At 41.9% G+C, this 25663-nt stretch carries 13 protein-coding genes and 1 tRNA gene; 4 read left to right on the top strand and 10 right to left on the bottom strand.

Translation table 11 applies throughout. From position 1 onward, the window contains the following. Window positions 1-84: 84 nt before the first annotated feature. The 4 genes from NTX44_09895 to NTX44_09880 form a co-directional block, all read right to left on the bottom strand. The gene (locus NTX44_09895) at window positions 85-4962 is read right to left on the bottom strand and encodes an FG-GAP-like repeat-containing protein (protein ID MCX6121918.1); all 4878 of its coding nucleotides are present in this window, start codon (window positions 4960-4962) and stop codon (window positions 85-87) included. Between the two features lie 472 nt (window positions 4963-5434). Then, the gene (locus NTX44_09890) at window positions 5435-6649 is read right to left on the bottom strand and encodes a hypothetical protein (protein MCX6121917.1); all 1215 of its coding nucleotides are present in this window, start codon (window positions 6647-6649) and stop codon (window positions 5435-5437) included. A 297-nt stretch (window positions 6650-6946) separates the two neighbouring features. Then, window positions 6947-11203, bottom strand: a complete 4257-nt coding sequence (locus NTX44_09885; GenBank protein ID MCX6121916.1) for a T9SS type A sorting domain-containing protein — start codon at window positions 11201-11203, stop codon at window positions 6947-6949. Window positions 11204-11215: 12 nt separating this feature from the next. Continuing rightward, window positions 11216-11416: a hypothetical protein gene (locus NTX44_09880; protein MCX6121915.1), complete on the bottom strand. Its 201-nt coding sequence runs from the start codon at window positions 11414-11416 to the stop codon at window positions 11216-11218. 164 nt (window positions 11417-11580) lie between these two features. Between NTX44_09880 and NTX44_09875 the strand changes: the two genes are divergently transcribed. Then, window positions 11581-11781, top strand: coding sequence for a hypothetical protein (locus NTX44_09875; GenBank protein ID MCX6121914.1), 201 nt, complete (start codon window positions 11581-11583; stop codon window positions 11779-11781). 41 nt (window positions 11782-11822) lie between these two features. On the opposite strand, the gene NTX44_09870 is transcribed toward NTX44_09875, so the two are convergent. Continuing rightward, window positions 11823-14228 (bottom strand): T9SS type A sorting domain-containing protein, encoded by a 2406-nt coding sequence (locus NTX44_09870; protein ID MCX6121913.1) that lies wholly within the window; start codon window positions 14226-14228, stop codon window positions 11823-11825. Between the two features lie 567 nt (window positions 14229-14795). Between NTX44_09870 and NTX44_09865 the strand changes: the two genes are divergently transcribed. Both NTX44_09865 and NTX44_09860 read left to right on the top strand, forming a co-directional pair. After that, window positions 14796-15101, top strand: coding sequence for an AbrB/MazE/SpoVT family DNA-binding domain-containing protein (locus NTX44_09865; GenBank protein MCX6121912.1), 306 nt, complete (start codon window positions 14796-14798; stop codon window positions 15099-15101). After that, window positions 15101-15346: a hypothetical protein gene (locus NTX44_09860; GenBank protein MCX6121911.1), complete on the top strand. Its 246-nt coding sequence runs from the start codon at window positions 15101-15103 to the stop codon at window positions 15344-15346. Before NTX44_09865 ends, NTX44_09860 begins: the two co-directional genes overlap by 1 nt. A gap of 792 nt (window positions 15347-16138) precedes the next feature. Here the strand turns inward: NTX44_09860 and NTX44_09855 are convergent. Continuing rightward, the gene (locus NTX44_09855; GenBank protein ID MCX6121910.1) at window positions 16139-16357 is read right to left on the bottom strand and encodes a hypothetical protein; all 219 of its coding nucleotides are present in this window, start codon (window positions 16355-16357) and stop codon (window positions 16139-16141) included. A gap of 122 nt (window positions 16358-16479) precedes the next feature. Here NTX44_09855 and NTX44_09850 point away from each other — a divergent pair, with 122 nt between their 5' ends. Beyond that, window positions 16480-17451: a site-specific integrase gene (locus NTX44_09850; protein MCX6121909.1), complete on the top strand. Its 972-nt coding sequence runs from the start codon at window positions 16480-16482 to the stop codon at window positions 17449-17451. A 54-nt stretch (window positions 17452-17505) separates the two neighbouring features. Here NTX44_09850 and NTX44_09845 read toward each other — a convergent pair. From NTX44_09845 to NTX44_09830, 4 genes are all read right to left on the bottom strand, one after another. Continuing rightward, window positions 17506-17579: transfer RNA gene (locus NTX44_09845), tRNA-Ile, on the bottom strand. A gap of 133 nt (window positions 17580-17712) precedes the next feature. Beyond that, the gene (locus tag NTX44_09840; GenBank protein ID MCX6121908.1) at window positions 17713-18129 is read right to left on the bottom strand and encodes an endonuclease domain-containing protein; all 417 of its coding nucleotides are present in this window, start codon (window positions 18127-18129) and stop codon (window positions 17713-17715) included. Window positions 18130-18419: 290 nt separating this feature from the next. Further along, on the bottom strand, window positions 18420-19949 hold the full coding sequence (locus tag NTX44_09835; GenBank protein MCX6121907.1) for a patatin-like phospholipase family protein: 1530 nt from the start codon (window positions 19947-19949) through the stop codon (window positions 18420-18422). A 169-nt stretch (window positions 19950-20118) separates the two neighbouring features. Then, window positions 20119-25626: a metallophosphoesterase gene (locus tag NTX44_09830; protein MCX6121906.1), complete on the bottom strand. Its 5508-nt coding sequence runs from the start codon at window positions 25624-25626 to the stop codon at window positions 20119-20121. Window positions 25627-25663 lie beyond the last annotated feature (37 nt).

Below are 25663 nucleotides of genomic sequence, written 5' to 3'. Positions count from 1 at the left end.
ACACACTCTTGATTTAAGTTTCATTTCTTTTTACACTTTTTCTACTTTGACCGGACAGCGGAGTGCAATTGGTGTCAGGTGATACTATTTCAGCAAAACAAGTTTTTTCGTTTCAACAAAATTTCCAGCCTGCAATCGATAAAAATAAATCCCGCTCAACATTTTTGCCGCATTAAATGTTGTGGTATATATTCCTGCCGATTTCACTTCGTTGATAAGTGTTGCGACTTCTCTTCCCAGTATATCAAATATTTTAATTGTTATATGAGATGCTTTCGATATTCCATATTCTATCCTTGTATTTGGATTGAACGGGTTCGGATAGTTCTGGTATAAAACAAATTGATCTGGTATTTCTGTCTTAGCATCTTTTACAAAAGTAACACCGCCGTTGGTTGTCTTAAGGATTGTGCCAGCTTCCCCAACAGCCCAGCCTGTATTATTTACAAAATAAACAGAGTTTAACGCTGTATTTATCTCGCTTGTTTGACTTATCCAATTATTACCACCATTGGTTGTTTTGAGTATCAGACCTAAAGAACCCACAGCCCAACCAGTATTCTGATCAATAAAATGAACTGAATACAAAAATTTATCATTTCCGTTAGTTTGATTTATCCAATTAGCTCCTCCGTCGGTCGTCTTAAGAATGGGTCCAAGTACAACACCAGAAGAATTTAAAAATACTCCTACTATCCAACCAGTATTCTGATCAATAAAATCAACGGATTGTAGATTACCACTTGTTCCGCTTAATTGACTTATCCAACTGTTTCCCCCGTCGGTTGTTTTGATGATAGCGCCGGACTGTCCCACAGCCCACCCGGCATTTTGATCAACAAAGTCAACCGAACTTAACCAATCACTGATGCCACTTGATTGTCTAACCCAATTAATTCCGCCGTTGGTTGTTTTAAGAATTGTACTACCATCACCGACTACCCAACCGATATTCTGGTCAATAAAATGGACTGAACGTAACCAGTCACTAACACCACTTGATTGGCTTATCCAATTAGTTCCTCCATTTGTAGTCTTAAGAATTGTGCCAGATTGACCTACAGTCCAACCAGTACTCTGGTCTATAAAATCAACTGAGAATAACCAACTGCTTACCCCGCTTGATTGACTTATCCAAGCGGTTCCTCCATCAGTTGTTTTTAGGATTATGCTACCGACATTGGTAATGTCGCCGGTTTGTCCCACAACCCACCCTGTATTCTCATCGATAAAATCAACAGAGCTTAGCCAATCACTTGTACCGCTTGATTGTTTTACCCAACTGATTCCGTCATTGGTTGTTTTAAAGTTTGCTGTAATTTTTTTATTACCATTCATTGTTAATGTTAGCGGATTAGTCGAACCACTTGTATCTCCGCTCCAACCAGTAAATGTATAACCTTGATTTGGTGTCGCTGTTAATGTAATTGTCGATCCGTAATTATAATTCACCTGATCAGGATTCTTGGTTACTGTTCCGTTAACTGCAGTTACCGCTAATGTGTATGTGTTGATGGCAAGGATCGTGTTCCGCAATACCGAAACAGTATTGCTGTTCGCGTTTGTAACAACGAAGTCTGGTTTACCATCTCCATCCATATCACCGATAGCAACACCGTATGGATACGATCCCGTCGTGAAGTCAACTTTTGGAGCAAAGGAGCTTGCCGTCATAACTCCGGAATCGCTTCTGTTCCTGAAGACCGAAACAGTATTGCTGTTCGCGTTTGTAACAACGAGGTCAGGTTTGCTGTCTCCATCCACATCACCGATAGCAACACCGCATGGATACAATCCCGTCGTGAAATCAACCTTTAGAGCAAAGGAGCTTGCCGTCATAACTCCGGAAGAGCTTGTGTTCCTGAAGACCGAAACAGTATTGCTGTTCGCGTTTGTAACAACGAGGTCAGGTTTGCCGTCTCCATCCGCATCACAGATAGCAACACCAACGGGAGTCGTTCCCGTTGTGAAGTCAACCTTAGATGCAAAGGAACTTGCAGTAATGGAACCGGAAGAGCTTGTGTTCCTGAAGACCGAAACAGTATTGCTGCTCGCGTTTGTAACAACGAGATCTGGTTTGCCGTCTCTATCCACATCATCGATAGCAACACCGTATGGATACGATCCCGTCGTGAAGTCAACCTTTAGAGCAAAGGAGCTTGCCATCATAACTCCGGAAGAGCTTGTGTTCCTGAAGATCGAAACAGTATTGCTGCTCGCGTTTGTAACAACGAGGTCTGGTTTGCCATCTCCATCCACATCACAGATAGTAACACTAACGGGAGACGGCCCCGTCGTGAAGTCAACCTTTGGAGCAAAGGAGCTTGTTGTAATGGAACCGGAAGAGCTTGTGTTCCTGAAGACCGAAACAGTGTTGCTGTTCGCGTTTATAACAACGAGGTCTGGTTTACCGTCTCCATCCACATCACCGATAGCAACACCGTATGGATGCGATCCCGTCGTGAAGTCAACCTTTGGAGCAAAGGAGCTTGCCGTCATAACTCCGGAAGCGCTTGTGTTCCTGAAGACCGAAACAGTATTGCTGTTCGCGTTTGTAACAACGAGGTCTGGTTTGCCGTCTCCATCCACATCACATATCACACCGCCAATGGGAGCCGATCCTGTTGTGAAATCTAATTTTGAGGCAAAGGATGATGTATCTATAATTTGTGAACTTGGAAAAGTTACAATAAAGGGAGCATTTGCGTATGCCGTTAATCCATTTACTGTTACAGAAATTGGCTGGTACGTCGCTCCGGTTGGAACAGCGACAACAAGCTGCGTTTGGGTGGCAGAAGATACCTGTGCACTTACTGCGCCAAAGTATACAATATTATTTGCTGGAGTTGTACTAAAGTTTGAGCCGGTGATGGTAACTGTTGTTCCAATGGGACCGGATGTTGGAGTGAAGGATAAAACTGCTGATGTCGAAACCGCCGTACCAGTTCCACTAATTGAAATATTTTTAGTCGTCGCACCTGAGCTTGTATGTGAAATATTCCCCGATTGAAATCCGGCACTCATCGGACTGAATTTTGCATAAATTGTTGTGCTAGGAACCGTACTACCAGATTGTGTTAGGTTTAGTGAACTTGCAAATCCAGATATTGAGTTTAACGATACTTGAAATCCAGTTGGTGCTTGAATCGCAATATTTGCTGTCAGATTACTACCCGAAACTGTGTAGGATTGAGATGATGAATTCTGGCCTACTACGACATTTCCAAAATATGGTAATGAAGTTGGCGATATTGTTATTGTTGGTGTTGAAGAAGTTGTTGTAAATGTGAGCTCGCTTCCGTAGCTGGTCCCCGCAGAGTTGGTTGCATATGCCCTGTAATGATACAGGATTCCAGGACTCAATCCGGTTATACTGCTTGTAAATGTTCCGGTGCCTGTTCCATCCGATGTATGACTATTACCTAATGTGGGATTACTACCTGTACTCCAACATACTCCCCGGACTGTTATAGTAGCTCCTCCGTCAGAGGTTACATTTCCTCCAGATGATGCACTTGTACTGGTTATGTTTGTAGCAGTTGTCGTTGTTACTGTGGGTGCATTAGGGGCAATGTTCGTACTTGTATAAGCATAAGCACATAGATCCTCATTATTACCCAACGAAGACCAAGTTGATCCTCCTGAACTTATCCAACATTTTCCTGTTTCGAAGGTAGGATTATTATAACCAGCAATATACGCTTCAATGGGAATTGGATAATTCCAACCTGGTGTTTGATAACTAATTTTTACATAATAATTATTCCCATTTGAAATGTTTATTGGAGAAGAAAAATCAAAGGCGTAATATCCTGTATAGGTGCAAGTCTGACTCGAAATTGATCCCAATAATCCAGTCAATGAACTGCTACCATCAAAATTATCATAGACTTCCATACTGACAACAGATCCTGGATAAGTTACATATGTTCCAATTTTCATCAATTGGACATTTCCCGTTGCAATGAATTTCACTAAGGCATATGCTTGTGATGTGCCATATCCTACACTCTCTACCGATCCAGATTCCGAATATGTAGAAATTGTTTGATTTGGATTATAATCGATATAATCTTTAAATAACGTCACTTCGTTATTGACTTTTGTATCTTGATATGCAATATAGAAATAACCGTTTTCACCCCAGCTTGTTCCCCAACTATTTTTAATTATCCAAGCACCGGTTCCTCCTGCCGTAACTTTATTATCATCCCATCCAACGAGTGTCACAGAATGATTGTTACCCGCAGTTCCAGAATAATAATAAGTATAATTACTTGCATTGTACGATGATTCTGTATAATACATATTTGTAGATAATGCACCATATTGTTGGATAAGGCTCTTTATTAGTATTGGATCAGATTTGGGAATAAACCAACCTGAGGTAACTATACCTTGAGGATTGAGACCAGAGGGACAATCGACAGTAGTATGTTTATCATTATAGGGATCATCTGTTTCTGATTTTGGTCCTGAGCCTCTTGATAAATAGGCTAACGAATATGAAGAATTCCCCCCTTCACAAGGAGCCACTAAAAAAGGAGAATGACATGTATTCAAATTATCTTCCGAAAGGTCGTATGTACCTTTGCCATTAACTTTCCAGCGAGATTCAATCGCACCCATAGTAGCAAATGTCCAACACGCTCCACAAGTACCTTGGTCTTTTACAGGGGTTAATCCTCCGGTACTGCGCAAGTCAAAACTTGCAGGAAGTGACTCTTTTTTTGCTAATTGTTTTTTTAAATATTCAGGTAATTCTGTATGTATTTTATAAGGAGGTGGAATGTACCCTAATGGATGTCCATCAATGGTAAATTGTTCGCTGTTCCCGCTTCCTTTTTGTTCTAGCCATTTCACATAGTCCGGATTGATTTCATTATTCATCTGTTGCGAATAAACCGATGATATAAGACTAAATAATAAAAGAATAACACTGTATTTCAGGTGATTAAACATTTTCCTATCCTCTTCATTCACAGGCGGGATTACCGACCTAATATGCATGGGAGATCATTAGATAAATTTGTTACTCCACAAAGCGGGGACATTATTTCTATGTCTCCGGCTCTCACAACAGAAAGGATGGCGGCTCCGCCAATCCGCCCAAAAATGGCGGACGCCGTGCCCTGCGACAAGCAGGCACAAAACGCGAAAGACGACGGGCAAGCAAGCCACAAAGCCCTTTTCAAATTACCTGCGCCAAAGAAGAGGGGCTTTGAAAATGTCCCTCTGTCGCTTTTATATCTCATCGACTCAAAATACTTCAACTGATTGCAGAAAACGGTCAGGGCTTCGCGAAGTGGCGATATTATTTGCACTTTACTATCGCCACACGCCAAAAGATAATATAATGAAGAAAACTTTTTCTACCTGTACCGTCCTTGCCGTTTTTCACAAACCTCTTATTGTTCGGTGTTTATGCAATTATTTAGTCCACCTTTCCTCCTTCTCTTACAATTGGTGGCCCGCTTAAAAAATCAACTACAACATTTGAAATTTCTTTTCCGTCCTTGTCATAAGGTAACACTTTCACGGACTTCCCTTGATATTCAATAATGATAGGGTACGATTTTGCGGTTGATGAATACCAAATTGCTTCTACAGTAGACATACCAACGCTTTCGTATTCTCCTGTTCTCGTGTTTACCATACTGACTTTTGCACCTGGCGGATTTGTTGTAACATTGACTTTCCAGCCAGTCCAAGTAATGCTATTCTTTACTGGCGCTTCCGTTGATTTTGGATATGATAGGACGCCGTTACCACCACAGTCGGGGCATTTGTAATGTACAACTCCGCTGCCACCGCAAGTAGAACACTTGTAAGATTTTTTATCTTTTGAATTAACATAATACCCCTTACCGTCACAATAAGTGCACTTGTAAGGTTGTGGATCTGTTCCTGTCCCACTGCATTTAGGACATTTTTTTTGATAAATAGGAGCTGTTTCATAGGTATAAGTTTTTTGTTCGTCTTTGCTTACTGTTTCTGCCTTACATTCAAAATACCATTCAAAGTTGCTTTTTTTAGTAACGCTTCCAGCTTCATTATAGGAAACTGGAACACCATTAAGAAGAATATAAACAACTTGAGCATTATATAATCCTTCTAATTGGGGGCCATTGATGGTATATTCTTTATCAAACCCCGTCAATATTAATCCTTTGTTCCAATCATCTAAATACCCGGTTGGAAAAGACCATTGTGTCCCATCAATGATTATTGCAAATCCGACATCACTAAGCTTTAAAGGCACTTGCTCATTATTTCGTATCCGAATTTTAAATTTAATATTTTCTGGAGTGACTGTATAATATGGAGTGTTTGAGACTTCATAATTATCATAACCCGGTTGGGTAGGATCTGCATAGGTAACCTGTTTATCTCGATTGACATTACGCGTTGCTACGAATGGGACTATTTCAGTTGAAATAGTAACTCCACCTTTTTTTTGCGATTGTGTGGTTTTACCGGTTGCTTTAATTACCGGCAACTTATATGAAACAGTTATGTTTTCACTTTGCTTCTTTATATCGTAATATGTTTTGTCTGTCCGTGAAAATTTTTGAACTGCACAAGACCAAAATAATAAAGCAAACATGATTAGTATAAATGCTGAATAATAATGTTTTTTTGTTTCCATTTTTTACCTCTCAAGATTTAATTGGTAATGTCCCGTTTTTTAAAGTGGTTTCTGGTTTCCACTATTTTCTTATCGCAAAATTGATATCATGAAGTGTCAAAGGATAATCTTTGAGATTCTCGTGTTTTTTCAATATGCCTTTTAAACTTTCTCATATACTATTGATTCGCGCGATTGTAGACTTTATCGAAAAATACTATCGATTTAAGTGTTGAACACCAATCTGAAATGATTTTCATCTGTTTCATTTACTTAATTGTGATTTGCAATTGCAACATAACAGACTAGCTAAGCTGATCATTTCAATAGGAGCATTTTGCGTACTGCAATATACTCTTGGAACTTAATCCGGAAAAAGTACACGCCAGATGAGAAACCATTCATATTAATATGCGCAGTGTAAGCACCAGCCTGCTGCCATTCATCAACAATGATTTTTACCTTTCTTCCCAGTAAATCATAAATCTCCAGGGCGACTCTTCCCGACACGGGTAAGTCGTAAGAAATGCTTGTAGACGGATTAAAAGGATTTGGATAATTTTGATTCAAGCTAAAATGTGTCGGCAGTTGCACGTCACCGATATGGGGCACCCCAGTGATTACTGCGCTGTCATCCACAGCAAAGAACATTGTATCTGTCAATCCTTTATAGGCAATTATTACAGATGTTTCACCTTTCGATTTTCCCGTGAACATGTTTGTACCGGAGTTCAATGATAGTACACTCGGATTCTGAATTGATATATGCAAATCTGAACTATTGGAGGAAACTTTTGACAAAAATGTGCTGTAAACGGCAAGATATTCCGGTGAAAAACGTTGGCCAACAGGAATTTCGACTACCTTGGGTCTCGCATAAAAGTTGCTAACCTGGGACAGTGTATTAACCTTCATTAATCGCTTGTCATATGACCAGTAAGTTGAGTCGCCCGATCTATAAACAGAAAGGATTTCTAAAGGCTGATCATTCAAATATGTACCGCTTACTTGAATTGTGAAACCTTGATCGAATGCTCGGTCGTATGAAATATATGACTTTCCTTGGAAGAATAGCTTTACATATTGAAGACCTGCTGTATCCTGTAAACTAAAGTGGATGTTCAAAGTGCTGTCTACAAGAAGATTTGTTGTGTCGGAAAGAGATACTATTCTTAATCCAGTAGTCTTTACACCGAAACGAACCGAGGCAGAAGTTCCCGACCCCTGAGATGCCAGTATCTTTGCAAATGTTGAATTAGTTGGAATGGAACCAAATGTGTTACTGTTAGAATTGATGTTCAATAAATTGCTGACTAAGTCACCTACGTCGAGACGAGAAGTAACAGAATTAGACCAATCACCCCAATGGATCACATTGTCAAATACCGAGACATTTGCAGCGTTCGTTTCTAACCCAGCGAGTTGACTTTGAATTGAGACCATTATGTCACTGTCAAGTAAAAAAGAGGTCGTGGAATACGCTTTCAATGCATAGTCAAGAATTAACATTGTGCGCAACGCTAGATCTGTGGTCTCTTTAGCTGCCGCACCGGCTGGCGGATAGATCACCACTAATATATCGGATAGTTTATCCATCAATTCTAGAAAATCTTGCCCATTCGTTATGGCGCTCCAGAGTTCAGGGGGAACATCTGGCCAACCCTGAATACCAGCAAAGAAATCACCAGCAACTAAGTGTGCCGGGACATTTGTTTTTGCAAAGACATGTCCACCTTGTAAAATCGTCCGCAAATCTAGAATTGCATCTGTGGGTGATATGTAGTTAAGATTTGGCCAATCTCCATTGAATTGAAGAAAGGCTGCTGACATGCGATTTACGGCTATACTAGGGTCGAATAGGTACCAAGTTTTGATTAGATCGCGAGCATATATATTTTGGTTGATGAATGGAATGATTTCTGCCGAAAGTAAATTTGCAAGAGGAGACCCATCATTAGGGCAATCAAGTAGAATTGCTCGATTAACATACCCCTTGGAATAGTTTGTCGGTGTTGAGTAAGAAGGATTTTCTACAAAGGCACGAAGATAATTACCGCCCATGCTATGTGAGACATACATCACTTGATTCGAGGAATAACCCAACTCGCGCATGCTTCTTATAAGCTGAACACACCGGTTTTTAATCCATATGCTTCCGACATTGAATCCTGCATTGTTTATAATCGATGGAGCAGATTTCACTAGAAAACGGTTATCATTTATGAAAAGTTGCTTTGCTCCTTGGTAATCGTAACCGAAGTTAGACCATGTTGATGAGCTACCTCCAAGACCGTGAATGAACAAGAGCGGGGGTCTTACGACTTTGATTGGCATCTTTTTAGAAATATTCGTCCCATCGGTGAGTAAGGCATTCACCGTAAGCCAAACCGTTTTCTCACTTGCATTCTGATTGGATGTATTATTTCCTACAAAATCATCAGGAGCGACATACCAAAACCAGTATTGGTTACCGTTAATAGGTCTACTTTGACTCGCGGATGTGCTTATAGCATTGTTCGCTTCATCGCTAAATTGGTCAGTTGTCGTTGCATCCATAACTTTGCCGATCTTTCGTACGTCCGTATCTCCAAACTCATCAGAAAGTGTGATTTGAACTTTACTTGCACTCTTTGACAATGAGGCTATCATATACAACCGCGAGACTCCATCCGCCGCAACACCCAACGGAGCATTGATAATAGGACTGGTGTAACTATAATCCCATGCCAAAGCTAAGTCTATGGCATTTGATGGTGGAGTCACTATATTGATCTTATTTGAGATCAGGGATCGCGAGGCCATCAGGCTATCGACAATGCGAAACTGATATCTACCAGGATTTTGTATACTGACATCAGTTGACATCATTATCCGATCATTCACTCTTCCTCCTCCATTGATCGTCTTTATTTGACTCCAACTTAGGCCGTCGTTGCTTGATAATTGTATTCGGTAAGCATATTTTCTTGTCGCACCATCAGTTGTATATGGCGCACCTATTGTCATCAGGTCCGTCCATTGTAAGTAAAACTTTTGATTACTAAAGATAGTATCTGCAATGGAAGATGCCCAAAGAATAGCCGGGACTGCCTGAGAGCGCTGTACATTCAGGTATTTATTAGGAGCACTTCTGTCCGATGAAATATCGAGAGCACTTGCAACATATGTACCCTCGGCAGCATCAATTGGAATATAAAATGTTGTAGATGCACTTCCCTGTGTGTTCGCAAGCACTGTGGATGAAATTGTTGTATCTGGGCTAGACAAGGTCAATTTCACTACACCACCATTGGTCATATGTTTAACATAAAGAGTTAAACTATTTCCGGTAAATAAGCTTCCCGTGGATAAAGTAAGGGAGGGAAATAGTTTGTCTCCGCTTAAACTATAGTAGCTCGCTCCCCAGCCGGAATCAGCCACAAACCCATCAGATGTGAATCGAACTAACATCGTACCGCCTGATGATATTATAGAATTAGGGATGGCTGAACCACTGAACTTCCCTAGAACAGGCGAAGCTGTTGTGGACCCATCGTAGATGGTAACAAAGTCATAGTTTTTCTCAGTGCGGAAGGATGAGAACGATAACACAATCTTCTGAGCGTCAGTAGGCGAAATGAGCCAAGATAGGTCAAGGTTATTATCGTAATTATCGAGGCCACTTCCATCGTCAAAACTTTGAGTCGGTTCGCTCAAGACTGCAAGATTTCCAGTGTAAAACATATATGTAGCTGAAAACTGACTTATGGAGAAGTCCGTGTAGGCAACAACTCTCCAATAGTAAGCCTGTTTTGGCTTGAGACCAAAATAAAGCGACGTTTGGGTTCCCGGTGGCCACCAATATGTAAAGCCATTAAAGTTAGCATCTGTCGAATATTGAACTTGATAATGTGTCGCGTTGCTGACATTGTCCCAAACAAATGGAACGTTGATCCAAGATAGAGTCGAGGCGTATGATGGGAGCAATAGATTTGGTGACGAGATTGCTGGACCATCAGGTTTTGTTCTATAGCTAAATGGTGACGACCATGGACTTGTATCAGATCCATCGAACAAGTATGCTCTGGTTCGCCAATAATAGGTCGTATTGCCTTTGTAACTGTTTGGCGAGAGAATTGCAGCAGCTAAATATACTGTATCATTTGCAGTCGTCTTGTATCCAAATCTCTGGTAGGATTCAGCTATGATTTGGTAGAAATTCGAATCTGTGGATATCTGTAATCCATACGTATCCGCACCATTAACGGTTAAGACTACAAATTCTGGAATCAAGGGAATATTTGTCGCCCCATTTGACGGATAAACCTTTGGCGGTAAGGGTAAGCTGTTTGCGGAACTTATGATATTGTTTGTTTTTATTAACCCTTGCGAACCATCGTTTTTCTGAATGGGCTGGGAATAAGATTGGCATTCAATCGTTGAATTATTTTTACTTGATGGGTAACGGTCTTCCTTATGTCTGTTCGATGGGGAAATGTGGGTCTGCGTAAAGACCAATTGAGTAGAAAAAATGAGGAGAAAGAATATTTTCGAAAGTGAGCAATGCACTATGCAAGAAACTTGTTTAATGTTCATGTTTGGTTTTCCTCAGATTACTCCGTTAAACTTATTCTTGTCAATGTGCATAACGGATGGCGGCCACACTGCTAAAACGTAATATTTTACAACCGCTGGATAGTATTTCGTTTGATTAAACGTAGTAGAGTAATACTTATGAGTTACGATGATAGCGTATTGACTCAAAAAGAATGTAACTTTAGTGAAGTTGCACGGGAGTCGTTGACTCATAATTTTCTCTTCGAAGTGTTCCCCGTAAAACGATGGTGCGTTGGTAGAGCACTTCCCCAATAACCACCAGAATCTTACGCTTTATTCCTTTAAATCTCAATTAAAAAGCATCGACAACCATTGCAGCTAGTAAACATTCCGCACTCTCCGTTTTTTACAAGCGAATGAAAGCCAAAAAGGGCTTTCTACATGCCTTGAAAGTCACTGCCCGAAAAATTGCTGTCATCTATTACCGCATCATGACTAAAGAGCTTGCCTTTGTTGAACATGGTATAGAACTCTATCAACAGCGTCTTAAAGAACAACAACTGCGCTTGTTGCGAAAAAAAACCGCTTCCCTCGGCTTACAGCTTATTCCCAGATGATGTCATTAAGTAGTCTGGTTAGAGCGCAATTGCATTTGATACTATTTGAGTAATACTAATTTTTTTGTCTCAGTATAATTTCCAGCCTGCAAGCGATAAAAATAAACACCGCTCCGCAGCTTGCTTGCATCAAACGTAACGTGATAAGTACCCGCCGACTTTTCCTGACTTATGAGCGTTGCCACTTCTCTTCCTATCAAATCAAATACCCTAAGTGACACGAACGATTTTGATAAAAGACTGAAAGAAATATTCGTTGACGGATTAAAGGGATTGGGATAGTTTTGAGAAAGACTGAAATGCTTCGGCAAATCGATTGAGGTTTTTTCCACTGATGTGATCATTTCCGTCAACGGTCGCCGCCATACGAGACCACCAGAAGAACCGGCAAAAAGATTCGTGCCGGAGACTATAAGAGTTCTGATATATTTGTCGGCTAAGCCGTTATTGACTTCATTCCAAATTGTGCCATTGTCGATGGATAGAAAAACGCCGCTATTAGTCCCCGCAAAGAGATTTATGCCGGAGACGACAAGAGCATTGACATGAGTGTTTGTCAAGCCGTAATTGTAACTTGCACTCCAGTATATGACGTTGTCGGTAGAACAATAGACGCCTCCTCCATCAGTTCCCGCAAAAATAGTCGTGCCGGAAACGGCAAAAGCATTGACCTGTGTCAAGCCATTAATGACTTGATTCCAGCGTGTACCATTGTTGGTGGAAAGAAAGATGCCATCATCATAAGTCCCAGCAAAGATATTTGTGCCGGAGACGGTTAGAGCACTGACAGAGGAATAGTTATAATAATAATCATATGGTAATCCTGAATTGACCGCAGTCCAGCTTGTACCATTGTTGGCCGAAAGAAAGATGCCGTAATCAGTCCCGGCAAAGATATTAGTGCCGGAGACAGTAAGAGCATTGACATTATAGCTCGTCATGCCAGTATTAACTTGAGTCCAGCTTGTTCCGTTATTGGTGGAAAGAAAAACACCACCGCCATACGTCCCGGCAAAGATATTCGCGCCGGAGAGGGCAAGTGCACGGACATTATAATTCGTCAAGCCTGAACTCGCCGCGACCCAACTTGTACCATTGTTAGTGGAAAGAAAAATCCCGTTATCATAAATTCCAGCAAAGAGATTTGTGCCTGAAATAGCAAGGGAAGAAATGGCACCACTATTGGGGCCATTGGTTTGGGACCATTGACCATGCCCATCTATGAGCGTAGTAAAGCTCCATATTTGTGACCACACACTTGTTCCGGCAATATTAGTTGCATTGACACGCCAATAGTAGGTAGTATTGTCCACAAGACCACTGATGGAATATAATGTTGAGGTGATGCTACTTTGATTCACCACAGTGGTGGAGAAACTTGAATTGGTTGATACTTGCAACTGATACGAAACATCTTCACTGGGTACATTCCATGTGAGCGAAACATTGGTTGGGATTGCCGTGGCTCCATCTGAAGGCGCAACCAGTGTTGGTGCGGTAGGAGTGGCAATGATAATCATCTCTGATAGCGGTCGCCTCCAAACGCCACTATAATTCCCGGCAAAGAGATTCGTGCCCGAGACGGCAAGCGAATAGATCAGAGTATCCGCCAAACCTGTGTTAACCATTCTCCAACTCGTACCATTGTTGGTGGAACTAAAAACACCGCCATAAGTTCCGGCAAAAAGATCTGTGCCGCTGTTGGCAAGAGCAGTGACCGCTAACCCAAGGTTCGTCAAGCCTGTATTCACTCCAGTCCAGCTCGTGCCATTGTTGGTCGAAAGAAAAACGCCTCCGCCCCACGTACCGGCAAAGAGATTCGGTCCGGAGACGGTAAGGGTACGAACATCAGTGTTCGTTAAGCCGGTGTTAACTTGAGTCCAACTTGTACCGTTGTTGGTCGAGAGAAAAATGCCACCGCCATACGTCCCGGCAAAGAGATTCGTTCCTAAAACGGCAAAAGACCAGACAGAAGTGTTCGTAATGCCGGTACTTAATGAAGTCCAGCTCGTCCCGTTGTTAGTGGAACGAAAAACGCCACCACCGTAAGTCCCAGCAAAGAGATTTGTGCCGATGACGGTAAGGGCACGAACATCAGTGTTCGTCAAGCCATTACTCGCCACAATCCATTTTGTGCCGTTGTTGGTAGAAAGAAAAACGCCGCCATTAGTCCCAGCAAAGAGATCCGTGCCAGAGACAGTAAGGGTATGAATATAAGTGTTCGTCAAGCCGTTGTTAACTGCTGTCCAGCTTTCGCCGTTGTTGGTCGAGAGAAAAATGCCGCCGCCAAGTAGCGTTCCCGCAAAGAGATTTGTGCCGTTGACAGCAAGAGTGCTGAACCACGCGCTCGTCAAACCGGTGTTTGTTGGTATCCATTGGGAAAGCAATGAATTCGTAGTGGTGAATAAGCAAAACACCGCAAAGAGGAATCTGAAAATGTTTTTCATCTGTTAATCCCTTTATGAAATAGTAAAGAACAATTAAGCCTAACTATGTAAATGAGTAAAGAAACTCTTTCCCATTTTTTTTTCTCTAAAATTTTGTGTTAAATTATTTTGTTTAATCCATTCGCTTTAAAAAACAAAAAGGACGCAACTTTCATTACGTCCTATCCTGCGGTACTGGCGTACCTACTGACAAAGACATAAGAAAGCGCGTCCCATTCGGGACGCATCTCTCTCGCATGTTCTTGTCAGTATAAAATTGCCAGTTTTTCAGGATAGAACAATGCAGAAATCTGCATCAAATTATTTTATCGAGAATCTATCTCATACGTTAATCTCTATTTGTGTTTTAAGGTAAAATGTATGCTTCCGAATATTTACATATGGAAATTACAAAATTACATTATTAGAGTCAATTTGTGACAATATTCGCGTAGAAAGCAGCAGTCGCTGCTACACTATGTTGTTATTTCAGATGTTTATTATTGGTTTTGAGATTGGTTTTGAGATGCTTTGATGGTTGACAGTCTGCTTTTCTCTCGCTATATTGTTTTCATATAATTGTATTATATGAAACTACAAACACAAGGAGAACTCATCATGCAGGCCGTTAAAGTTGGCGCGAGCCGCCAAGTAGCCATCCCTAAGAAAATCCACGAGGCTCTTCATCTCCAGACTGGTGATTATTTAGAGGTGGAACTTTATAAAGGAAAGCTCGTGCTCACTCCGAAAACCCTCGTTGACAGGCATCTTGAGGGACGACTTTCTGAGGCTCTTGAGGATGTCAAGCAGGGCCGTGTTTATGGTCCGTTTCAGAGTGCAAAGGAAACGGTTCATTCCCTTCGCGCTTCATCGCGGAAATCCAAAAAAAGCTAATGCAGATCTTCTACACCGAACGGTTTCGTAAGAGTTACGACAATGCACCTGACGCAATTCAAAGTGCGTTTGACCGACGTGTTGCTCTTTTGCTGGCGGATATCCGTCACCCTTCCTTAAGAGCGAAGAAATACAATGAAGCACAAGACATTTGGCAAGCCCGGGTTACTCTTAATTGGCGATTCTACTTTACGATCAAAGGTGATACGTACTACCTTCTAGATATTATTCCACACCCGAAGTGAAATAATACATATTGACTTTTTTCTTAAGCGTGGTATAATAGTAATATACTATATCACGCTTTTTTTATGTCTAAAAGTAAGTCCTACTACCGCAACAAAACCGTCCATTCATATCAGAAAATAGGAAAAAAGAGATATGATAAATATCCGGTTTGTGGCAAACTAATATCCTGCCTGCATCACTTCTTTCTAAAATTTTTCTGTCGGTAATTTAAGATACCCCGAAGCTAACGGCATACTTTTATGCCATGGTTTTCATTTTCTTCATCATAAAAGATATCCTGAAATCCAAAACAAGATAAATTTTATCAAGGGAGAGGAATGGCTTACCGGACTTAAAGAAGGAAAAAGAATTTCAGCAAATGCGACACAATCGGATATTACCAAGATAAGATTGCCGATCTTCAAGAAATTTTAGACACTCTTTAGAAGATTTTCCATTCTGTTCCAATCCTTTCCAATGCTCTTTCCCAACTGAATAAATAACTTACCCTTGTAAATAACATCACCAACAATCAACGGAGGATACAATGTCTAGAACCCTATTACAGGAAATAGCCCATCAGATTTTCGGAAGCTCTTCGAGAAATTCCAGAAGGTCTAATCGCAAACCCAACCACAGAGATTACGAAAGAGAGATCTACAAGATGAAACAAGCGGCCTTTGAGAATAGGAAGGCCTACGAACAAGCCCAGCACCTTGCCAAAAGCAAGGGTTGGACAAGATAGCGGCGCAATCAAAATGTGCCTGCATAAAAAAATCCCCTTAAGCATTACGCCTAAGGGGAAAGTTCTAAAGCAAGCCGTGAGGGTCATTACGACCTTTCGGCTTGTTCTGTTTTGGTTGAGCGGCAAGTTGCCTCAACGTCGTAAGCAAAAACTGTTTGTCAAAGAAAATGCTTTTTGCGAGAACGAAAAACCCGGGAATCTTACTCTTGTTAAGATATACCCATTTTTCGCTCTTGCCCAACAACAAGGCAATCTCTTTGACGGTGAGATATTGAGAATCCATAAAAACCTCCTAGGATTCCCATTACCTCCACTTTTATTTTACAAGTTGAGCACACCTCCACCTATACTCAAACCAAATTTTACCGCCACAGAATATAACACCTCTAAATACAGGAGTCAACAATGCCAGCGTATAGTAGAAAACTCAGCAAGGGTATCCATTGGTTCTTCAAATTTTCTTATAACGGGAAAGTCTATTTTAGCCCTTGTATCTATCACTCCAAAGGAGAGGCGAAACTTGCCGAGTCTGACAGATACAAAGAGATAGACGAACAACGGAGAAACCCCAACTTAAAAAATGATGTTCTCTTATTGGACTTGATAAATGCGAGGTTGGACGAGCTTAAGATAAAGAAAAGCCACAAATACTATCTTGGCAATAAGGCACACTTCAAATTGCTCTTAGATGCTTTAGGAAATGTCCCCATAAGTCAGATAACGAAGTCGGATATCAATAACTTCCTTTTGGCTTATGCCAACGATCAGCACGCCAAAGGTTTTGGGAACTACGCCGTCAACACAATGATAAGGGCTTTCAAATCTCTTTTCTATTTCGGCATTGATAACTTTAACCTAAATATCTCAAATCCTTGTAAAGGAATTAGGATGTTTTCCGTAAATAAGCGGTTGAAGTATATCCCTTCCGACACCGAGATTGAGAAGGTCAGAAGTGTCTGTAATAAACAGCAGAAACTTTTAATGGACTTCGCAAAGGAAACCGGCTGTCGTATCGGTGAGGCGTTAAGATTCAAGGGTAAAGACATCTCCCAAGACTACATAGTTCTTTACACAAGGAAAAGCAAGAACTCCGATTTGACCCCCCGCAAACTTCCTAAGCCGGTATCCCTTAAAAGCAAATACCGAGCAGACGAATTGGTATTCGGAACTTGGTCAGAGCTTCCAAAGTTTCTTGATAAGAAATTAAGGGAGCTTAAGAAGAAAGACCCGACTGCCAAGGTTTGGGGTTGGCATAGCTTTCGCCATAGATACGCTTCCCTATTATCAAAGCAGGGCAAACCTATCTATGAGATAATGATTTTGCTCGGCCACTCCCAGATTAGCACCACGCAACGATACCTTCAGCTTCTCCCCTAAAAGGTAGCCAGATCGTAGCCAGAAAACAAAAAAGGACTCAGCTTAAAATCAGCGTGGGCCCTGCTGGGCTCGAACCAGCGACCCGCAGATTATGAGTCTGCTGCTCTAACCAACTGAGCTAAGGGCCCCAACAAATTACGGTGTGACTGACTGCCGTTCAAATTAAATTTACTAATTTTATCCCATCGAATCAAATGTTCCACTACAAAAGCAAGCGGCGCGGTCTCGTATGCCTCACTCAAATTATTTTCTTCACCATCCTCATCTGATCGCGTTCGTACCACTCTCCATATTCTTTTTCTCTTCAATCTTATTATAAACAGTCTGGCACACTCCATCAATATTTTTATAGACATCCTCATTGGTAAAACGCCCGCCTGCCGGCGAGGCAGGCAGGAACTGTATTCCAAATGATTCAATGTATTCGTGGCGCATTTTATCTTTCTCTTCAGCATCAGAAATAAAATGCGAGTCACCATCAATTTCAATGGCAAGTTTCAACCGCGGACAATAGAAATCAAGAATATATTGATCGACTCCATATTGACGAAGAAAGCGCTCTCCATGCATTTGTCTGTTTTTTAGTTTCATCCACAGCAATACTTCAGACTTAGGCATGTTTTTGCGAAGATACCTACGTCTGTTTTGTTCTTTCTTTTTATTAAAAACTAGTGTCATAGCTTCTACGGAACCCCCCGTTCCGATTGCATCGGAACTTCCCCCCTTTAATAAAGGGGGGATATGGGGGGTTAAATTTTAGGATAGATTTTTCCTCAACACTTTGCGGCATGGCTTCATTTTTGATTTGTTGTAATGTTCAGCCATCGATGTTTCCACCACCCCATCCCGACACGAACTATCGTGTCGGGATTATCCCCTCCTCATTTGAGGAGGAGCGTATAAAAGTATCACGCATCGCGTGTTCCAGAAATACGCAGATATTATTGAGCGGGGTGGTCGTTTTGATCTTACCTCACCATCATCATCGGGTCACGTTCGAATTTCTTCCAGTCCTCGACAACCCGGTCGAACCACTCGGGATATTTCATTTTGTGAGCTTCATCGATGCGCAAAATATAATCAATGAGATTGTAACAGATGGAATACTCGCCGCACGCTATGAGTTTTTGTAAATCCGATAAATCGTCAAACCAGAGCGTGGTCGGCATAGCTGCTGCGGCGCGCGTGATTTCCTGCATCTCGGCGGACGGCTTAAGCCAGGCCGCTCTATTTTCTTTCGTTCCGTCCAATTCATAAATCAAGTTCGAGACACGCTTATGTTCATACTCCTCGTTATCATACACATGCGCAAAAACTAGACTTCGTATCCTTTTCATAAAGACCGAACTCGCAAGCGCGAACAGAGACGTCACACGCAGCGCAGCCATATCGATCACCTGATCGATCGTCAGGTGTTTGATCTCGTTCCATGCCGCAAGGTGTATTTTGGGTATCCGGTTCAATACTTCTGTCTTAATTTTGTGCCGCAGCCAATAGATCCCATACGCCAGCAATAAAAGCACCACAGCAGAGAAACCATAGATAAGCAGCGCAGGTATCCATTCTGCAGTATGTCCGATCGAGTACCAAAGATTGGTTAATAAAGCAGCACCGCTGAATATGGAAAGAGCCATCATTGCCAATAATATTTTATTGACAGCGTTCAATGAAAGCGATAGAGTGCTTTTCCTCTCGGGATAAGCGAACAGGTTTTCATTCTTTTTATCGGTATCCGAGATGATGAACATCCCGATATCCGTCTTATGCCGTTTTATTGCCAGCAGAGCAGCGTCGATTCCCTGATTATCATATATACCGCCATCCATCAGCGGGAGTGCTTTGATAAATTTTTCTTTTAAAGATTGCGGAATAACATTATCAGGCCATTGGAAGTCCTGGGGAAAAGCCAGCGGCTCAAAACCGCCGGGGAAGCAGGAAGAAGCCGCGGCTATATCTGCCAGACGAATCTTTTGCGCATCTTCGAGCGAAATGCTCACGTTGCCGTTTCCTATTCTGCCCTTATCGTTCCGGCTCTTCTGGAACCGGAAGTCTATGCCCGTTCTGAATTCCGTCGCATTGAAAATAATTTCCTGCAGGTGTATAGCAGGCTTTTGCCAGAATAGTTCAAACCGGTCGCCGGAGAATAATTTCGCATCGTACACATCCGCAATAGAGGTTATGAGATCTTCAAAGCCCAATGCATTTTCCGATTTCTTTCCGATATTCGCAAAACTCAATTTTACCAGGTTCACATTTGAGAGAAACTCGTGGAAGTTTTTATAAAATTCCTCAAAACTCTTTTTCTTTTTTAGCGAATAGGCATACGTTAGCCCTGCAAGTGTTCCTCCTGAAACGGTGGAGAGGATTTCCACCTGCGGCAGTAATTGTATGTGATTAAGATATGCGAGAACACCCAGATGGAAAGCCGCCGCCCTGTACCCGCCGCCGGAGAAACAAAGCGCGATGCCGGTAGATTCTTTTCTGCGACGCTGTGCCATACGAACCTCCTACTCTCCCTCAATCATAATACTTTCCTTATCCTCCACTAACAACCGATAAGTCTTTTAACGTACTTTTTCTATCGCATCATCTCCGGTTTAGGATATTAAATGTTGACACTGGTTCTGTTCGGGAGTAAAATTCTTGAATACTAAATTATTTTTATTCTCAAGATACACCTCTTTGCCCCAAAGTATGAAGCAACCGTGAAAATGCTCGCACCGATGGGTCAAACATTTGAAGACCTTGCTTTGTTACTTTCCGCAATATGTCTGGCGGGACTCTTTGCAAGAGTGGTTCAAGAGATCCTAATAAATTATTAATGTCATAAGTTACTTCATTCTGCGCTGTTTGCAGTTTTGAAAGAGAAAATTTAATCCCTCGCAAAAACACCGCATTCGGTTCCTCGTCTGATTGACCAGCTAACATCCAATGCACCACCGGAAAAAGTAGAAAAGCCCACGGCCCTCGTGACCTGCCATCTGATGAATCCCATTGGTCTTCGTTCAGAATTGCTAAAGCCGCCTTCGTCCCTGACGAGACTGAAAGTTTTTCTTCTTCAGTTAGATCGTTATCAAGCCATTTTGATAACTGTACGAACAAATCTGGATGAAGCCAGGTTGTGCCTCGTGCGTATGCACAGAACACTTTGACGATTTGTGTAGAAAGTAGTTTTCGTCTAACATGAAGAATTTCAGATGCTATAGACAAGTCCCAGGCTTTATCGCTTGAGAGCGCAACATCGAGAGCATGAAGGTACTCCTCTGTTATTTTGCTATCATATTGGATCACCGATGCTCTAACCGTTGCCCAAATCGCGTAAAGTCTCTTGAATTGATTTTGAGATTTATGAAGCAGCGAGAATGCCCGAGAATCAAGCAACGGAATAGATTCAACTAAGTCGGGAGAAATTCCATAGCAATATCGGAGAACTAATGCAATAAGAATTCCGTGATTACCAATCTTTGCAAATTCAGTAAGCTGTTCATCAAGTAGTTGGGGATAATAAAGAGCACTTTCTATCGCAAAGTTAATTGCAGGATGCCATGTGTCTGAGTTTCTTGAACATTCCTTTAACAAACCAATAATTGATTCCTTTTTTAGAATAGTGGTAGAAGTTGAAGCTGTAATTCCCCCGCGCTGTTTTTTGGCTCTCTGAGAAAATATTGCCCCTGGTGGAACTTTTCCGAGTCTAGCAATGAGCGATATCTCGGCTGATCCACTAATTGGTTCTCCTCTTTTTAGCGCATCTTCCATTAACTCTGGGGACAGTCCGCCAAACTCATCGGCAATAACGGCCAGCCAATGATATGCATCGATCCAATGATTTTGTTTCACCCTAGGATCTACAAGACATTCTCTCGCAGCTTCACCAATCCATCGAGCATGAAGTGGAACCTTACGGCCATATTCAATCAATGCCTGACCGTTGATATCTGCTTCGCTGCTTCCACCAAAGCTCGTGTCGTCGCAAAGCATTATCCAAACTACATCTTTCCAAGCTGCACTATCAGCATTTGCATTTAGCACGAATTGTAGAAAGGGTCTTTTGCCATGTTGTGCCGTTATTTCATCGCATGCAATTCTTAGGGACTCCGCGAATTCATGATCATAGTAGATTCTTGATAGATAACGAGAAAGGTCCCAGGTGTATCGAGGTTTTGTCACAAGAGCAATGCATTTCGTTTGTTGTGCAAAAGTTAATTTTGTGTTATGCAATTCTATTAGTTTTGAGGCAGCTTGTTCGGCCCTTTCGGTATGTGAACCGTTTACTGTTTTCCAAAGAAATTCAATAGAGTCTTCAGACCTCAGTCCCATTTTACCAAGGCTATCAATGTCGAGATACCAATTCCCGAGATCCAGCAATGACGAGGATAATTCGGAAATATACTTTTGCTCAATCGGCATTTTACCCTTTACAAGAATTGCTAAGGCAAAGGAGCGTGCAAAAGGTTCTAGGTCTTCAAGACAGCTTTTGAGAAAACCGAGAACACTTGCACTAAACGTTAGTGAAAGGCAAAATCGCTCCCATTCATGCCAGTCATGCTGTAACCAACGATTTGTCCTTCCTTGAATGGCAACAACCAATGCTTCAGGATATGCATTTGGATCGGTGCTAACCAATGTTACGGAAATCCCACGACGTATTTCGGGATTCAGGTCGTGGAGATGTTTTATAAATACTTCACGAAATTCTTGGCCCCGCTTTCCATTCAAGACACGGCGAAATGCTTCGCGAATTTCAGGATATCTCGGGAGAGTATATGGTCCAAGCGCAGACATACAACCGACGAGCAATTGTGGGCCATCCACTAAATTTTCAACCTGTGCAAGCAAGATTCTCCAGCATCCAGAATGCGTTTCCCAATGGTGTGCGTGGTGGGTCATTTGCTGCACTAGCCAACGTATACCTTTATCTCCTTCTTTGATTACTAGTAATTGGAGTATCCTCTCTGCCTCTGCAATATATCCTCCATCATGCATTCTCTCAAGGAACGCCTTACCAAGCACCGTAAGCCGTTCCTCGCCTGTGTTGTATAGTGCAATCGCTGCACCGGTAGCAGAATAACTATCTTGAGCAAACAGAATCCACCTTGCAAATCTGAGCCATCGTTCTTCTCCTAAGCGTGATCGATATTCATTTTCAAGCGTCGAAACTTCTGACCTGTTTTGGTGCATTGCAATTGACTTGAATATTGCCTCAACAATCTGTATTGGCAAATCCTCCTTCTTGTTTATCTCGCACCACATTAAGGCAGCCCTTGGATAATCAGAACTATTAGCCAAAAGTACCTTGTTTATAATATCTTTATCCCCTGCCTCGTATGCTGCCAACAAAATTTCGGCTGAATGCGAACTAAGCGGGTCACGTCCCAACGTGTGACCTGAGATCCAGAGTCTCTCTTCCTTTTCAAAGGCTTCAGGGACAAGAATAACTAGCAAACTTAAGATTCCAAAGAAGTTTCCTTCACCTGCTGCAAGATAAGGCTTAACACTCGACTTCAGTTTTGCCTTCTGATCATCACTTAAGTGACCTCTGGCTACGGCGGTCCAGTTTTCCATTACTCTTTGTATAATCGCGCTTCCGATGTTTGATAAAGGATAACGCGGATTCAAGTATTCATCATAGAGCCATTTGAAACCAACTTCACTAGACAACCAAATCGTTCTAGCTATGTTGTTTGCCGATACGTCCCACTCATCATTGAAAAGACTGAGAGGACGTGGCTCGAGAAGAGAAAAGCACTCGATTGTTTTTATAGCAACTGATTTGTCCGATGTTTCCTGCACGATGTAGCAAGCTGCCGGAACGTTAGGGGATGCCATTGGCGCAAGTATTGACTGGATGAATCTTATAACGGGCTCACGTAGCGTCGAAAGCCACCCACGCCTCCGGATAACAGTTCCAACGAAGGAAACAATTCTCCACTGATCTTTAGATGGCAAGTTCCAGTCCGAAGATTGAGATGACCATTCCGTAGCTAGACTGATTGCTGAAACCATCTCCCATAAGGGTTGGATCGGAAATTCAATCGATTGTTCAGAAGTAATGAGACCCGACAACTTATAATATTCAAGAGCTTGTTCTGCAATCAGGTCATTCTTGCCACCAGGATAATCTTTTGCCATTTCTCGAAGGTGAGATTTTGCTTCATCCTCCGACAAATGTGAGCTTGAAGAAATTCCCCTAGCTAATGCCCCAAGGATATTTGCTTTTGCCTCTGGAGTTGTAAACGCATCCTCGAAGGAATCAAAAACTTTCGGTTTGTCATCTCTTCGTTGCCATCTTCCAAGACGATCAAGCATTATATCGTACAAAAGATCGCCAAGAGTAGTATCGTTAGACGACCCTGAAATTGACTTGAGCCGTGGGTAGATCAAACGAATAGCAAGCGGTGTCTCAGCAAGACGATCAAGAGAAGTAAATCCTTTGAGCGTGTTCAAAAGAGATAAGGATTTAGTCTCAACTTCAGGCTGAGAAAGCCCGTCAACTAGCAGTTCCTCAACAATGAACTGCCTTTTCCTATTGTCATTGAGCGGAATCGTGCGGGCGATCCCCCAGTCTTCATATGCCACACCAATAAGCTCGACTGGTCGGCCTGATGCAACTATTTGTATTGAAGGCCAATGTTGAGGTAGAGATACTGCGTGGCGTAAGAGCCGTGAAGCGACGTCCGGATTCAGTTCGTCTAGGCCATCGAATACAATTAATACCTCTGTTTGCGTCTCCAGCAGTTTCTTGATTGATGTTCCCGAAACAGTCGGTGCCGCCTCTCCAAGAATAAATCTATCCACAGCTTGTAGTAGATCATCTGTAGAAAATTGACCTGATATCCTCAGACTCTTCAGTGGAATCAAAACTGAGACGGAATTCTCAGATCGGTCCATAGTTTCAGAAACAAGCCCTCCTACGAGTGTGCTCTTTCCACTTCCGAGATCTCCAAGAATGAGAGTGCAACGATTTCTACGGACGGCTTCGTAAACCGACATAGTTTGATCGTTACGTCGATCTCGCAGTAAACGTCTGCTTGAATCAAACCGTTCGCTTAGATCGCTAATACGAACCGATAATTGCTGAGAAACTTTTTTAGGTAGTACGCCTATCGGACGTAGGAGTCGAGATTTTTGCTCAACAACCCGTTCTGCATGTGATCTAAGGGCAGCACGTAAAAGTATTATTGTTTCAGCTTCCTTTTTATCTTGTTGGGATTGTGGCAAATCAACTTCGCCTATATATGGCAACCTAACAGATTCAAGTGAACGCCACGAATCTTCTACAGCTCTTGGGTCGAATTCAAAGGACCGATATGTAATTCCTTTTTCATCGATTTTAATCAACCTAAAAGAATTAAAGTGGTGAGCACCAGCAAAAGTCGCCCCGGCAGTGAATTGCCTTGCTCCCTCTGCAACCTGATCAGTTCTTCGAATCTCTCCATGCGTATGACCTGTGAGTAGAACGTGGCATCGACGCGCTAAGTAGTCCCATGTGTTCGGGCGTAAACCTTGACCATTCGTTTCATCAGGATGAAGCCAATTTAAAGGGTGATGTACCAAAGCAATTGTTAAAGGAGAACGATGTTCGCGGTGCACCTCATCAAGTTGACCTTTGCTCTCCAAGAATTTCAAATGTGGCAGGCCAATCCAGAGTTTTTCTTTGTCAAATTTATCTTTTGAGAACCAAGAAGAGTTAAGCGTAATAAAACGGAAGCCAAGAGCTTGTCTCTCTCCAACTAAATATGAATGCTGATCAAACTTCATCGGTGGGATGCCTGAAGTATGGCAGAACTCATCAAATGCTTTAAAAGGTTTCAGAAAATGTTTTCTAATCGGCAAACCTAGTACAGAATCTGCTTCTTCGGCATTAGATGGTCTTGCATTTCCTTCTGCATCAGGGCGGTTTACATCATGATTACCAGGACAAACCACAATATGATCGAAATTCAACTTGCAACTTGAAAGAAGTATTTCGATCCAAGCCTTCGCCTCGACATAATCACCCGTAATTCCCTTCCAGCCAATATCACCTGAAATACAAATTATGGTAGGTTTCCAACTAGGATCAAGCGAAGCTATTTTAGAGATTAAGCCATCTAAACAAAGCTTGCGATCAGCAATCTTGTTTGGGTCATTCCCATCCCAACCGAAATGAAGATCAGACAAATGTAGAATTGTCATTTTGCTAGACTCTTTTAGTTCGTGAGCTCAACTCACT

This window comes from Ignavibacteriales bacterium (assembly GCA_026390575.1).
GTDB lineage: Bacteria > Bacteroidota > Ignavibacteria > UBA10030 > UBA10030 > Fen-1298.
Note: the sequence above shows the minus strand (reverse complement) of the source record. Positions and strands in the feature narration are given on the sequence as shown.

Excerpts from the sequence above, each read along its gene's own strand:
- NTX44_09895 (MCX6121918.1), bottom strand. The coding sequence starts at position 4,962 with ATGTTTAATCACCTGAAATACAGTGTTATTCTTTTATTATTTAGTCTT.
- NTX44_09890 (MCX6121917.1), bottom strand. The coding sequence starts at position 6,649 with ATGGAAACAAAAAAACATTATTATTCAGCATTTATACTAATCATGTTT.
- NTX44_09885 (MCX6121916.1), bottom strand. The coding sequence starts at position 11,203 with ATGAACATTAAACAAGTTTCTTGCATAGTGCATTGCTCACTTTCGAAA.
- NTX44_09880 (MCX6121915.1), bottom strand. The coding sequence starts at position 11,416 with ATGAGTCAACGACTCCCGTGCAACTTCACTAAAGTTACATTCTTTTTG.
- NTX44_09875 (MCX6121914.1), top strand. The coding sequence starts at position 11,581 with ATGAAAGCCAAAAAGGGCTTTCTACATGCCTTGAAAGTCACTGCCCGA.
- NTX44_09870 (MCX6121913.1), bottom strand. The coding sequence starts at position 14,228 with ATGAAAAACATTTTCAGATTCCTCTTTGCGGTGTTTTGCTTATTCACC.
- NTX44_09865 (MCX6121912.1), top strand. The coding sequence starts at position 14,796 with ATGAAACTACAAACACAAGGAGAACTCATCATGCAGGCCGTTAAAGTT.
- NTX44_09860 (MCX6121911.1), top strand. The coding sequence starts at position 15,101 with ATGCAGATCTTCTACACCGAACGGTTTCGTAAGAGTTACGACAATGCA.
- NTX44_09855 (MCX6121910.1), bottom strand. The coding sequence starts at position 16,357 with ATGGATTCTCAATATCTCACCGTCAAAGAGATTGCCTTGTTGTTGGGC.
- NTX44_09850 (MCX6121909.1), top strand. The coding sequence starts at position 16,480 with ATGCCAGCGTATAGTAGAAAACTCAGCAAGGGTATCCATTGGTTCTTC.
- NTX44_09840 (MCX6121908.1), bottom strand. The coding sequence starts at position 18,129 with ATGACACTAGTTTTTAATAAAAAGAAAGAACAAAACAGACGTAGGTAT.
- NTX44_09835 (MCX6121907.1), bottom strand. The coding sequence starts at position 19,949 with ATGGCACAGCGTCGCAGAAAAGAATCTACCGGCATCGCGCTTTGTTTC.
- NTX44_09830 (MCX6121906.1), bottom strand. The coding sequence starts at position 25,626 with ATGACAATTCTACATTTGTCTGATCTTCATTTCGGTTGGGATGGGAAT.